General features: G+C 63.0%; 9 protein-coding genes. 5 read left to right on the forward strand and 4 right to left on the reverse strand.

What is annotated here, in order from left to right:
- Positions 1-209 precede the first annotated feature (209 nt).
- The 3 genes from FFY45_RS01705 to FFY45_RS01715 all read left to right on the forward strand — a co-directional run bounded on the left by FFY45_RS01705 (position 210) and on the right by FFY45_RS01715 (position 6,487).
- Positions 210-2,546 (forward strand): winged helix-turn-helix transcriptional regulator, encoded by a 2,337-nt coding sequence (locus FFY45_RS01705; RefSeq protein WP_176339120.1) that lies wholly within the window; start codon positions 210-212, stop codon positions 2,544-2,546.
- Between the two features lie 110 nt (positions 2,547-2,656).
- Positions 2,657-3,550: a helix-turn-helix domain-containing protein gene (locus tag FFY45_RS01710; protein WP_115040913.1), complete on the forward strand. Its 894-nt coding sequence runs from the start codon at positions 2,657-2,659 to the stop codon at positions 3,548-3,550.
- A gap of 48 nt (positions 3,551-3,598) precedes the next feature.
- Positions 3,599-6,487, forward strand: coding sequence for a TonB-dependent receptor plug domain-containing protein (locus FFY45_RS01715; RefSeq protein ID WP_023905020.1), 2,889 nt, complete (start codon positions 3,599-3,601; stop codon positions 6,485-6,487).
- Between the two features lie 325 nt (positions 6,488-6,812).
- On the opposite strand, the gene FFY45_RS01720 is transcribed toward FFY45_RS01715, so the two are convergent.
- The gene (locus tag FFY45_RS01720; protein WP_043889416.1) at positions 6,813-7,961 is read right to left on the reverse strand and encodes an HDOD domain-containing protein; all 1,149 of its coding nucleotides are present in this window, start codon (positions 7,959-7,961) and stop codon (positions 6,813-6,815) included.
- Positions 7,962-8,074: 113 nt separating this feature from the next.
- Entirely contained in the window at positions 8,075-8,611 is a 537-nt protein-coding gene (gene ppa, locus FFY45_RS01725; protein WP_006449843.1) for an inorganic diphosphatase, read from the reverse strand.
- Positions 8,612-8,807: 196 nt separating this feature from the next.
- Here ppa and FFY45_RS01730 point away from each other — a divergent pair, with 196 nt between their 5' ends.
- Positions 8,808-9,290: a hypothetical protein gene (locus FFY45_RS01730; RefSeq protein ID WP_176339122.1), complete on the forward strand. Its 483-nt coding sequence runs from the start codon at positions 8,808-8,810 to the stop codon at positions 9,288-9,290.
- A gap of 193 nt (positions 9,291-9,483) precedes the next feature.
- Here FFY45_RS01730 and FFY45_RS01735 read toward each other — a convergent pair whose 3' ends face one another.
- Entirely contained in the window at positions 9,484-11,511 is a 2,028-nt protein-coding gene (locus FFY45_RS01735; RefSeq protein ID WP_104549797.1) for a sodium-translocating pyrophosphatase, read from the reverse strand.
- A gap of 251 nt (positions 11,512-11,762) precedes the next feature.
- Here FFY45_RS01735 and FFY45_RS01740 point away from each other — a divergent pair, with 251 nt between their 5' ends.
- Positions 11,763-12,287: a hypothetical protein gene (locus FFY45_RS01740; RefSeq protein ID WP_176339123.1), complete on the forward strand. Its 525-nt coding sequence runs from the start codon at positions 11,763-11,765 to the stop codon at positions 12,285-12,287.
- A 288-nt stretch (positions 12,288-12,575) separates the two neighbouring features.
- Here the strand turns inward: FFY45_RS01740 and FFY45_RS01745 are convergent, their stop codons facing one another.
- Positions 12,576-13,832 carry a 6-phosphofructokinase gene (locus tag FFY45_RS01745; protein WP_176339125.1) on the reverse strand — a complete coding sequence of 419 codons (1,257 nt, stop codon included), beginning with the start codon at positions 13,830-13,832 and terminating at the stop codon, positions 12,576-12,578.
- Positions 13,833-13,886 lie beyond the last annotated feature (54 nt).

The raw sequence follows: 13,886 nt of genomic DNA on the forward strand, positions 1-13,886 counted from the left end.
CGTCGGCGAGAGAGAGAGAGCCTGACGTCGCCACCTGTCGTAGGAAGCAACGAGGCATAGCGTAAAATTTGCACCAATTGGATGCATGACACAGTTGGTCGTGGTCCTTTGCTGAATTTGGCGTTTCGCGCAATGTGCGCGATGCGTTCTTTGTCGTCCTTGCATGCCGATGCGTTCTGTTGCCGATGAGTGTTTCTCCCGCTAATGCAATGTCATCGGGCCGGCTGCGTGTCGGTCAGTGCGTGGTCGATATCGCCTCGCGCGAAGTGCACGCTCCTGGTGCGAAGAGGCCGCCACGGCTGGCGCCGAAATCCTTGGCGGTGTTGCTGACCCTGGCCCGGCAGCCAGGGCAGGTGGTGACGCGCGAGCAGTTGCTCGCCGAGGTCTGGCCCAACACCTTGCCGAGCAACGATGTGGTGACCCAGGCAGTCACCCAATTGCGCAAGGCACTCGCCAGTCACGGGGGGCAGCGCTCCGAGCATATCGAGACCATCGCCAAGACCGGCTATCGCCTGATGGCGCCGGTGGCGTGGGAAGCGCCGGCCGATGTTTCAAGGCATGCGGTTGCAAGCGCGCTTGCTGCAGTGCCGTCGAGCGGTCTACAGACCGATGTCGATGCGTCCCCTGCGGTCAATGACATGGCCTCGTCGCGGCAACCTGAGGCTATCAGCGAGCGCTACGCAGCACCGTCGGCCATAACGCCAGATGCATCGCGCAAACGCCGCCGGATAGCGTTGGTGATCGCCGCGGTGGCCGTGCTGGTGCTGCTTGGACTGGTTGCGCACACGCTGTGGCTGCGAGCGCCAGTGGAGGTTGCCACGGCGGCGTCTGCAGTGCTGGGCAGCCCAAAGCGCCCGTACCAGATCATCACCGCAGGTGGCGGTTTCGATCTCACACCAAGCTTGTCGCCGGATGGGGCGATGGTGGCATACGCCTCGCTGACGAGCGACCGCGCCGGCACCTCGATCCTGGTCAAGACCACCAATAACGCCTATCCGCGGGTGCTGGACACGCCAGCGGCGGGCATCTCCGATCGACTGCCGGCCTGGTCGCCGGATGGTCGCGAAATCGCCTTCTCACGGCAGGCGCCGGATGGCAGCTGTCGCATCATGATCGCCGCCGCAAACGGCCCGGCTGACGCACGTGAAGTGGTGCGTTGCGATGGTGCCGACATGCTGAGTTTCAGCTGGTCGCCAGATGGCCGCGGCTTGTTGTTCGGCAGCATGACCGGCGCGCACGGCGCACCGCGCATTCGCCGCCTGGATCTGGAAACCGGGCAGTGGCAGCCACTGGTCTACAGCGCGCAGCCGCAGGATTTCGATTACGCACCGCGCTATTCGCCGGACGGGCACTGGATCGTGTTCCTGCGTAATCCACAACTGGGCGATCTATGGCGCATCCCTGCAACCGGCGGCACCGCCGAGCGCCTCACTCACGACAACGCCGATATCCGCGGCTGGAGCTGGTTGCCGGATGGGAGCGGATTGATTTTCGGGCGCCGTGTGGACAGCGAGGCGCGCTTGTATCGACTCGACCTGCGCGACCGCAGCCTGCACGACCTGGGCGTGGACGATGCCCAGGCGCCGGACGTGGCACACAACCATCTGGTGTTCGTGCAACGCAAACCGCAGTTCGGCGTCTACCAGGTCATTCGCGACCCGATGAATGGCGGTTACATCCGGCGCCGCCTGTTCCCCTCCAGCGGTCGCGACGACCAGCCGATGATCGCGCCGGACGGGCGCCAGCTGATCTTCGCCTCCAATCGTTCTGGTGCGTATGGGCTGTGGTGGGGCGATGTCGGCAAGCCCGGTTCGGTGCGTTTGATCGAAGGGCTGCGGCCGGATTCGCGCCAGGCCGCCGATTGGTCGGCCGATTCGCAACGCGTGCTGGTCAGCGGTAGCGATGCGGACGGGCATGCGGCGTTGTTCGAGGTCACCCCGAGCAGCGGCAAGGTGGTGCGTCTGCCGGTGCCGCAACCGCGGCCGTTGCAGGCAATCCACCTTCCCGATCCCAATCAATTGCTGGTGCTCGCTGCGGCAGAAGACGGGCACACCTTCGCCACCCTGTACGACAGACGCAGCAGTCCGTGGCGTGCGATCGCACCGCTGCAGGATGTCTCGCAGCTGCGCCTGGACCGCATCACCGGGCAGGTGCTGCTGACGCGCCTGACCGGTGGCGGCTTATGGCAGATCGCGCCCACCTTGGCAGCCCAGACCCTGCAGTCGATCGATCCCCGACAGCCATCGCGCTGGCGTTATCGCAGTTGGGCACCGGGAGCGCACGGACAACTGCATTACCTGTCCTCCAACGACAGCTGTGCCACGCATGACAGCGACTTGCGCAGCGGGCACGGGCAGTGTCTGGATGTGAGCAAGTTCACCACCATCAACGGCTTCAGCGTGGACCAGCGCAGTGGCGCGATGTACGTGACGTTGGCAGAAGAAGACGGCAGCGCGATTGCCTTCATGCCATTGCCGCAACGTATGGCGGTGACCACCGGTTTCATCTCCAACGCGTTGTTCTTACTCAGGAAATTGGCTTCGTAAGTTTTTCGGAAAGGCTTCGTGTCAATTTCGGCACACCTTCGTCATAACTTCCTGACTCGCGCCAGATTCGGCAAAACACTACGCCCTCTTTCGTACAGGGGGCTGCCAGCATGCAACAGGTCATCACCGCAGATCGCGGGCTCGCACTTTCACTGGATGGTGCCAGCGAGTCGACATCCACGACCTGTCTGGCGGTCTCGCGTCTGGGCAGCATCCGCACCATGGCCACCACCTTTACGTTGTGGGTGCAGTTGCGTGGCCGCGCATGGGTGGAATCCAAGGAAGGGCGCTTCCGTCTGCGTGCCGGCGACTGGATCGCCTTCGACAAGGACTCCCATCCCACGGTACAAGCGGACCGCAACGCACTCTGTGTCGGAGTCAGCCTAGATAGTGAAAGCCTGCAATCGTTGTCCGAGTTGACCGATGCGACCTTGTATCCAGGTCGCAGCCAGCTCTCGCGTAGCGATCTGCGCATTGCATTGCGTCTATGGCGCAATGCGTCCGCACAAAGTGGCAGTGCGCCAGCGCGCCCGTTGCTGCTGCACTTGGCGGCAATGCAACGCGATTTCATCGAACAGGAGCAGCGCTGCCCGGGCCGCTCGCGTAGCCGTCGCCGTCAGGTGTTTGGCCGCATGCAGCGCGCACGCATGTATCTGGAAGGCAACAGCGACCGCGTGGTGCGCATTGCCGAGTTGGCGCAGCTGACCAACTTCTCCAGTTGGTATGTCTCCAAGACGTTTCAGAGCCTGTACGAAGAGAGTCCCCAGGCCTTGTCGGCACGTCTGCGCCTGGAGCGTGCATCCGATTTGTTGCGCGATACCTCGATGATGATCGGCGAGGTTGCGGCGGCAAGCGGCTTCGACAATTGCTGCAGCTTCGCACGTGCGTTTCGTGCGCGCTTCGGTGTCTCCGCATCGCGTTATCGCGACCAAACGACAAATCCGCCAGATTCGGCAAAGCCACGGAACGTGACGCGCAAAGCGACGATGTTCACGCAATCGTAATTTGCACGGGGGCGCTTAACGCGCCACTAACGAACCCTGGAGAGATTGATGAACCTTCGCACCTCCGCAGTGCGGCTGGGCCTGTTGCCCGCCGGTATTGCGATCGCGTTGACGCCGGCTTTTGCCGCCAATGCACAAGAGCAGTCCGCCCCGTCGACCACGACGCTGGACCGCATTGAAATCACCGGCTCGCGCATCCGCTCGGTCGACGTTGAAACCGCGCAGCCGGTGTTCACCGTCACCCAGCAGGACATTCAGAAGTCGGGTCTGGTCAGCGTTGGTGACATCCTCCAGAACCTGTCGATTGCCGGCACCCAGACCTACAGCAAGGCTGCAGTGCTGACCTCCGACCCGGAGCAGGGCGGCCAATACGTCAACCTGTATAACCTGAACGAGAACCGCACCTTGGTGCTGGTGAACGGCAAGCGTTGGACCAGTAGCCTGAACGGCCTGACCGACATGTCCACCATCCCGAGCTCGTTGATCGAGCGCATCGAAGTCCTGAAGGACGGCGCCTCGGCGATCTACGGCTCCGACGCCGTGGCCGGTGTGGTCAACATCATCCTGCGCCAGAACTACGACGGTGCAGAAGCCTCGGCGTATTTTGGCCAGAACGGTCGTGGCGACGGTTCCAAGGAGCAGTACTCCTTCACCGCCGGCACCACCACCGACCGTGCGTCGCTGGTGTTCGGCGCCAACTACACCAACGAAGATCCGGTGTGGGCCAAGGATCGCGCGCTGACCCGTTACTCGGCCGGCCCGAACCACATCGAAGACAGCCTGAGCGCGACCGGCCCGTGGGGTCGTTTCACCTCCAATGGTGAAACCTACATCCTCAACCACACCGGTTCGTTCGACGGCCGTGGCGTTGGTGCGGATTCGCGCAACATCGCTAACTACCACAACGACATCACCACCGACGACTATTACAACTCCGTCGACCAGATGATGTTGCAGCAGTCCAGCCGCAACAAGTCGATCTTCACCACCGGCAGCTACAACATCACCGACAGCATCACCTTCAAGTCGACGGCGATGTACTCCGAGCGCGACTCGAACCGTCAGATCGCCGGCTACCCGCTGCAGGCCTCTTCGCAGCCGCAGTTCCCGGTGGCGATCAGCGGCAGCAGCTACTACAACCCGGTCGGCCAGGACATCACCAGCTGGTTCCGCCGCACGGTCGAACTGCCGCGCACCACCGAAAGCAACGTCAAGACCCTGCATTTCGATGCAGCGCTGGAAGGCGTGTTCGACGTGGGTAGCCACGGCTGGAACTGGGACGTGGGCTTCAACTACAACAAGTACGATGTGACGCAGGTTTCGCGCGGCAACATCAACCTGTTGGCGTTGCAGAAGGCGCTGGGCCCCTCGTTCCTCAATGCACAGGGTCAGGTGCAGTGCGGTACGGCTGCCAGCCCGCTGCCGCTGGGCACCAGCAACGCGTTGGGCCAGTGCACCCCGTTCAACATCCTGGGTGGCCCGTCGGCCTCCACACCGAACGCGCTGCAGTACATCAATGCATTGGGCCAGTCGACGCAGCAAAGCCTGAGCAAGCAGTGGACCGCCAACGTCACCGGTGGTCTGTTCGATCTGCCGGCCGGTGAGCTGGGCTTCGCCGCAGGCGTCGAGCACCGCGAAATCAGTGGCTACGACTACCCGGATCAGCTGTCCAGCGCTGGTTACACCACCGACCTGGCTGCGCAGGCCACCGAAGGTCGCTACCAGACCAACGAAGCCTATCTGGAGCTGTTGATCCCGGTGTTGAAGGATCTGCCGGGCGCTAAGGAACTGTCGTTCGACGTGGCCGCGCGTTACAGCAACTACAGCCGCTTCGGCGATACCACCAACAGCAAGTTCAGCTTCACCTGGAAGCCGATCGACGACCTGCTTGTGCGCGGTACCTACGGCACCGGGTTCCGTGCGCCGACGCTGTCGGACACCTTCGGTGGCGGCTCGCAGACGTTCGATACCTTCACCGATCCGTGCGATGCGACCTTCGGTTCGTTGGGCAATGCGGGTGTGGCAGCACGCTGCGCCGGCGAAGGCCTGCCGGCTGGTTTCCGTCAGACCGACACCGCAGGCAATCCGGTCACCCGCCGCGACGTGCAGGGCAATGCGCCGTTCAATTCGGGCGTGGGTAATGCCGAGCTTGAGCCGGAATACAGCATCACCCGCACCGTGGGCATGGTGTACAGCCCGCATTGGGTGCAGGGCCTGGACTTCTCGCTGGATTGGTACCGCATTTCGATCTCCAACATCATCACGTCGCTGACGGCCAATGATGTGTTGAACAACTGCTACCTCAACAGCCTGGCCAGCTACTGCGCCGACTACGGTCGCGACGCGGTCACCGGGCAGGTCACCACGCTGAGCCGCGGCAACGTCAACCTGGGCCGTCTGGAAACCGAAGGCTACAACTTCGGTGTGCGTTATCGCATGCCGGAAACCGCGTACGGCAAGTTCGCTGTCAACCTGGACACCAACTACCTGGCGACCTACAAGTCGCAGGCAGAAGCCGGTGCCGAGTGGGCAAACTCCGCCGGCTACTGGAACTTCCCGCGCGTGCGTGCCACCTTGGGTCTGGACTGGTCGTTGGGCGCGTTGTCGGCCAACTGGAACCTGCGTTACTACGGCGGTTTCCGTGATTACTGCTGGGATGCAGCGGCAGGCATCGAGTGCAACAACCCGAACTACCAGACCCCGAATCCGGGCTGGGGCGGTGGCACCGGTTCCAACAAGAAGGGCTCGATCTCCTACCAGGACGTCTCTGTCACCTGGCAGGCTCCGTGGGATGGCAGCGTGACCGTCGGTGCCCGCAACATCTGGAACAAGCAGCCGCCGGTGACCTACTCGATCACCAACAGCAGCACTGCGGCCATCGATCCGATGCTGGATTACGACCGCTTCCTGTTCGTGCAGTACAACCAGCGCTTCTGATCATCGAAGCGTCGTAAGGTGAAAAAAAGACGGGCCGAAAGGCCCGTTTTTTTGTCTATCGTTTATTGATCGCCTTGCCTTGACTGCAGGTAGGGTGAGGCCTGCGATGCAGGCAACTACGTGAGTCATGATGGAGTGCGTATGGATGTGCTTCGATGCGCGAGTAATGCATGGCGAGCGACAGCTATATTCGCTGTGTTTTGTAGCCAGTTGTTCAAGAAAATGGCGTAGAAAAACAGCTGGAAATAGCCAAAGAAAAAGGGCACGACCGTGTCGCGCCCTTCTTGTTATATCGGCTTGCTACATCAGCAGTAGCGCCTTGGTTTCAAGCCTCGGCAAGCCCCAACAACGTCTCGGCCTGCTCGCGCCACTTCGGCAGGCGCGTGATCACGCCCACCTTGGACAGATACTCTTCGTCCACAGCTTCGCCGCTGGCCAGGGCCGTGGCGACATGCACCGCGCCGGTCACCCAGAAGCTGCGCAGGCTGGAGCGCTGCGGGTGGCGATGGAAGGCCACCGCTTCGATGATAGGCATCGGCAGGCCCCACAGACCGAGCAGGTACGCGCCCGCTTCTGTGTGGCCCAGGCGCTCGTCGCCGCCTTCGGCCGGCGGTTCGCGCTCGTCGCGCACGCCGGGCAGCAACAGGCCGATATCGGCCAGCAGCGCGGCGGTGGAGCCGAGTTCTGCACTGGTCGGTGGCAACACTTTTGCAGCCAGACGCGAAGAGAGCAGGGCGCGGCGTTGCATCGCATTGCGCTCGGCCGGGGTCAAGGTCTGCACCGAAAATACTTCGCTGGCCAGCACCAGATCGCGCAGCGTCGCCACGCCCAGACGGGTTACCGCCGTGCGCAGATCGGTGATGCTGCGGCCACCGGAGAAAAATGCCGAATTGCACAGCTGCAGCACTTTTGCCGCAATCGCCGGGTCGCCGGCGATCAGCTTGGCGATATCGGCCGCATCGGCGCCTTCGTCTTCTTCCAGCGCGTGCATCAGGCTCAGATACAGATGCGGCGGCGACGGTAGCTTCTCGATCCGCCCGATCGCGGCGCGTAAGCGCGGATTGGTGAGCAGATCGCGCAGCTCTTCCAGGCTGGTGACCGCCTCAAGCAGGACTTCCGGCGCCAGCGGCATCGGCAGGAAGCGATGTGCCACCCCGATGATGCGGGCCGGCGGGGTGCGCTGACCATCCTGCGCATCGATCAACGCAATACGAATGGTGTCCGGGCGCAACGTACGGATTTGCCCCAGTAACGTGGCGGCAGTGAGATCCGGCAGCACCGGTGCAACGATGACGGCATCGAACGGCGATAACGCTGCAGCTTCGATCGCCGAATTTCCGTCGGCCACTTGCTGCGCCTGCCACTGATCGCCCAGATCAGAGACATAGTCGCTCAGGTCGGACGGAAGGCTGGCTTCGTCCCCAACAAACAGAATACGCAAGACACTTCCCCAAGAGTCACCGGCGACAGACACCGGTCATACGCTGTCGGCAATGTACCCAATCTGCCGACTGCGGTCACCGGGATCACGCGAAAAGCGTGATCCCGATCGCCCTGCATCTGCAGGGCTGCATCACGCTCGATCGATCAGGCTGCGTCGGAATTGTAGCGTTCCACCGACTCCACCAGGATGCGTTTGGCCTCGGCCGCGCCGCCCCAGCCATCCAGCTTGACCCACTTGCCCTTCTCCAAGTCCTTGTAATGCTCGAAGAAGTGGCCGATGCGCTCCATCCAGTGGCTGGACACCTGATTGATGTCCTCGATGTGCGCATAGCCGGAGAAGATCTTCTCGATCGGCACGGCCAGGATTTTTTCGTCGCTACCGGCTTCGTCGCTCATGCGCAGCACGCCCACCGGACGGCAACGCACCACCGAGCCAGGCACCAGCGGCAGCGGCAGCACCACCAGCACATCGGCCGGGTCGCCATCGCCACACAAGGTGTTGGGCACGTAGCCGTAGTTGCAGGGGTAACGCATCGGGGTCGACAGGATGCGGTCGACGAAGATCGCGCCGCTGGCCTTGTCCACTTCGTACTTGACCGGCTCGGAATCCTTGGGGATCTCGATGACGACATTGATTTCGTCCGGCAGATTCTTGCCGGCGGTGACCAGTTCCAGTCCCATGCGCGTAGCTCCGAGGCTTCAGCAGTGTGTGGAGCGCGATTCTACGCGTTCGGCTGTTGCGGTGCAGCGACACTGAATGGGCAATGCGCCGACCCCGTCACGCGGCATAGTCCGCATTCATCATGAGCAGCTCCCCGATCGTTGCGGCCAAAGGCGCGGCGCACGCTGCAGGCTCATCCACTGCAAGGGAATTGCCATGTCCAAGCTCGCACGTTTGCTCGTTGTCCTGCTGCTGTCTGTGTTCGCCCAGGTTGCCGCCGCGGCAACACCGCCGCCGACCTTCGTCGACGCGGTGGACTGGCCCGCCAATGGCGAAGGCTGGGAGGCGTTCGTCGATCTGGAGCAGCGGCTGGAACGCGATTTCGACAATATTTGCGGCGACACCTTTTGCGGTGGCGAATTCAGCGACTACCAGCCGCTACGCTTCCGCTGCTCGGTGCATCGGCTGACCGGCGTGGTGCGCAGCTGCATCTGGACCTTCGGCGCCAGCGAGATCAGCGTCGATCCCCGCAGCGGATACTTGCGTTCGGACAGCCGGGTCTGGCGCTGCACGGCGCCTCTGAAGGCCGGGACCCGGCTGGACGAGATGTACAGCACGCTGGCGGTGACCAACCCGCTGTTCGAGCCGCTGCCGAACGGCGCGCCGCCGATCTATGACGGCCTGATCGGCTGCCTCTGAGCATGTGACAGGTGGAGCTGCGCATCTCGCACAGCTCCATCTGTCGCCGGCCCGGTCGCATGCCAATGGCAGCGGAGTGCTGCGATGACCGCATCAGCCGCGCTCTACTCCGTCATCCGTCGTCACCGGCCAAGATGCTGGAGGCCTGCGTGCTTGACGCCGGGTTGCACACGTTCAGAAGGCATGGAACGCACTAAAGCAAAGGCACCAGCAGCAAGGCCACGATGTTGATGATCTTGATCAACGGATTGATCGCCGGCCCTGCGGTGTCCTTGTAGGGGTCTCCCACTGTGTCGCCGGTGATCGCGGCCTTGTGGGCCTCACTGCCCTTGCCGCCAAAGTGGCCGTCTTCGATGTACTTCTTTGCGTTGTCCCAGGCACCGCCGCCGGTGGTCATCGAGATCGCCAGGAACAGGCCGGTGACGATCGTGCCGATCAACAGCCCGCCCAGCGCACGTGGCCCGAGCAGTAGGCCGATCACGATCGGCACCACGACCGGCAACAGCGAAGGCACGATCATTTCGCGGATCGCCGAGCGGGTCAGCATGTCGACTGCGCGGTCGTATTGGGGTTTGGCAGTGCCGGCCATGATTCCCGGGATCTCGCGGAACTGGCGGCGTACTTCTTCCACCACTGCGCCTGCCGCGCGTCCCACCGCTTCCATCGCCATCGCCGCGAACAGGTAGGGGATCAGCCCGCCGATCAACAAGCCGATGATCACCGTGTGGTCGGACAGATCGAAGGCGAAGACTTCGCCGGGATTGGCCGCCTGCAGGTTGTGGGTGTAGTCGGCAAACAGCACCAAGGCGGCCAGCGCTGCCGAGCCGATCGCATAGCCTTTGGTCACCGCTTTGGTGGTGTTGCCCACCGCATCCAGCGGGTCGGTGATGTTGCGCACTTCCGGTGGCAACTCGGCCATTTCGGCGATGCCGCCGGCGTTGTCGGTGATCGGCCCGTACGCATCCAGCGCGACGATCATGCCGGCCATCGACAACATCGCGGTGGCGGCGGTCGCAATGCCGTACAGCCCGCCGAAATAAAACGCACCCCAGATCGCCGCACACACCGCAATCACCGGCAGCGCAGTGGATTTCATCGAGATGCCAAGCCCGGCGATGATGTTGGTGCCATGGCCGGTGGTGCTCGCCGCTGCCACGTGCTGCACAGGCTTGTATTGGGTGCCGGTGTAGTACTCGGTGATCCAGACGATCAGGCCGGTGAGCACCAGGCCGATCAATGCGCATACATACAACGACGTCGCGCCATGGATGTTGTCGCGCATCAGCGTCTGGGTGATTGGCCAGTAGGCGAGTGCGGCCAGTACGCCTGAGACGATCACGCCTTTATAGAGCGCGCCCATGATCGAGCCGCCGGCTTTGACCTTGACGAAGCCCGCGCCCACGATCGAGGCGATGATCGACACGCCACCGAGTACCAGCGGATACAGCACCGCATGCGGCCCGGTGTCGGCCAGCGTCAGACTGCCCAGCAACATCGTGGCGATCACGGTGACGGCATAGGTTTCGAAAAGATCCGCTGCCATGCCTGCGCAGTCACCGACGTTGTCGCCAACGTTGTCTGCGATGACTGCTGGATTACGCGGGTCGTCCTCGGGAATGCCGGCTTCGACCTTGCCGACCAGATCCGCACCCACGTCCGCACCTTTGGTGAAGATGCCGCCACCCAGGCGCGCGAAAATCGAGATCAGCGAAGACCCGAATGCCAGCCCCACCAGTGCGTGGAGGTTTTGCTCCAACGGCAGGCCCATCGCCTGCAGCACCGCGTAATAACCTGCCACGCCGAGCAATCCCAAGCCCACCACCAGCATGCCGGTGATGGCGCCGCCGCGGAAGGCCACATCCATTGCCTTGCCGATACCATGCCGCGCGGCCTCGGCGGTGCGCACATTGGCGCGTACCGACACGCTCATGCCGATATAGCCGGCCAGCCCCGACAGCACCGCGCCGATCGCAAAACCCACCGCGGTGTACCAGCTTAGAAACAGCCCGACCAACACGAACAGCACGCCGCCGGCGATCGAGATGGTGAGGTACTGTCGATTGAGATAAGCGCGCGCCCCTTCCTGGATCGCTGCAGCGATCTCCTGCATGCGTGCATTACCACTCGGCTGCGCGATCACCCAGCGTGCCGACACAATTCCATAGACGATTGCCAGGACCGCACAACCCAGTGCAAGCAGTAATCCGTAATGTTCCAGCATGACCCCTCCCAAGAGAATGGATGTCGTCCGGTCGGGACGAACCAAGGGCGATGCACGCAGCGAGTGGACTGGCGAATACGGACTCGACGGCCACAATGACCGTAACGCGCGTCGCGATGTTCATGTGGCCGGATCGCGGCCGAGTATGCGCCGCACCTTGTGAGGCTGCCACCACCACGGCTTTGGCATGTTGTTCAGTCGCGGCGTGACAGCCTGCGGCCCAACGTGATCGACCCGATCCAGGAGTGTGTATGTCGAACTATGCCGCGTCGAAGTCTGCCGTGACGATTGCAGCCCTGTTGCTCACCAGCTACGCGCTTGCTGCTGAGCCAACGCCGGAGTTGAAACAGCGTGCAGCGGGCACCGCGCAAGCGGTCGGTGCCGTGCATACCTTGCGCCAGATTCCCGAAGCCTGCGCTCGTCTGGAAGGTGTGTTCACAGGTAACGCCGCGCAGCCATACACCTTCTCGGTCGTACGCAGCAGCCCGACCTGCCAGCCGCGCGCACGCTTCGTGGATTTCGCCAAGGCCACGCCCAGCGTCGCATCGGGTTGGATCTTCAACGACGTGATCCGCGTCCCGAGCGCCGCCTGCCCGGCGCAGCAGGCCGTGGTGCGCATCTGGCGCAAGCCGGTGGAGGCAAAGCCGCAACTCGATGGCCAAGGCCAGTCACGTATCTATCTGGAAGAAGCCAAGCAACAGGCCGCAGCCGGAAAGATGCCGCAGGTGCCGATGTTTGCTGCGCAGATGACGGTGGAAGGCAAGGCTTGTCAGTAAACGAGCGATTCTGTTTCGTTTCGAGATACTAAAAACAGCGCACCCCGGCAATGTTGGGATGCGCTGTTTTGTCTTTTGGTCGGCTTCGAAAGCCGACGATGTAGCGCTGAAGTGATTGCGCAATCAAGCGAGGTCTTGCTGCCAGGCTCCATTGGCGGAATCAGTTAATCCACCGATGCCTTTTGCTCTCGGCTTTCTGCAACAGGATGCTGAGAAGGCTAGGGCAGGTTGCGCATGCGGTCCTCTCGATGGAAGCGATGGATTCTTCCGCCTGGCAACACCTGAAACTCAGCCTTCCCAAGCCGACAGTTTCTTCGCCACCGCCACATTCTTCAAGGTCACGTACTTCGGCAGGCCGTCGCTGCCGTAAGCCAATGGCGCTTCGCCCTTGATCAGCGGGGCGAAATAGCGGCGGGCGCGTTCGGTGATGCCGAAGCCGTCCTTGCGCAGGAAGCTGGGCGGCATCTTCTTTTCGTGGTTGGCCACCTTGTGCAGCGGGGCGGGCACGATCTTCCAGCGGTACGGTGCGTCGCTGACGCGTTCGATCACCGGGATCACCGCGTTCATGCCCTTGAGCGCGTATTGCACCGCCGCCTTGCCGACGGCCTGCGCCTGCTCCCAGTCGGTTTTGGAGGCCAAGTGACGTGCGGAGCGTTGCAGGTAATCGGGCAGCGTCCAGTGCACCTTGTAGCCGAGTTCCTGCTTGACCTGCGCGGCGAGAAACGAGGCCACGCCGCCGAGCTGGGCATGGCCGAACGAGTCGGTTGCGCCGCCTGCGTCGGCGACGAAGCGGCCGTGTGCGTCCTGGATGCCTTCGCTGGCGACGACCACGCACCAGCCGACCTTTTCCACTACCTGTTTCACCTTGGCCAGGAACACGGCCTGGTCGTAGGCGCGCTCGGGCAACAGGATGATCTGCGGTGCATCGTCCGGACCTTGGCCGGCTAGGCCTGCCGCAGCGGCGAGCCAACCGGCGTGGCGGCCCATCGCTTCGTAGATGAAGACCTTGGTGGAGGTGTCGGCCATCGCGGCGACATCCAGCGCGGCCTCGCGCACCGAGACCGCGGTGTATTTGGCCGCCGAGCCGAATCCGGGGCAGGTGTCGGTCACCGCCAGATCGTTGTCGATGGTCTTGGGTACGCCGATGCAGTGCAGCGGGTAGCCGTAGGCCTTGGCCAGTTGCGAGACCTTCCACGCGGTATCGGCCGAGTCGTTGCCACCGTTGTAGAGGAACCAGCGCACGTCGTGCGCACGCAGCACATCCAGCAGGCGCTCGTACTTGGCGCTGTCTTCTTCCAGCGATTTGAGCTTGTAGCGGCACGAGCCGAATGCGCCGCCGGGGGTCTGCGCCAGTGCGGCGATCGCGGCGGCGGATTCTTTCGAGGTGTCGATCAGCTCCTCGCGCAATGCGCCCAGGATGCCGTTGCGTGCCGCCAGCACCTTGATCTTGCGCGCGCGCGCTTCGGTGATCACACCGGCGGCGGTGGCGTTGATGACGGCGGTGACGCCGCCGGATTGGGCATACAACAAGTTGCCAGTGGTCATAGGGGACGGGCTCCTCAATGGGGCATGGCGCAGGGGACAGTGCCGGGACATTCC

The sequence above is a fragment of the Xanthomonas hortorum genome, assembly GCF_011305375.1.
In the GTDB taxonomy this organism is placed as follows: Bacteria; Pseudomonadota; Gammaproteobacteria; order Xanthomonadales; family Xanthomonadaceae; genus Xanthomonas; species Xanthomonas hortorum_E.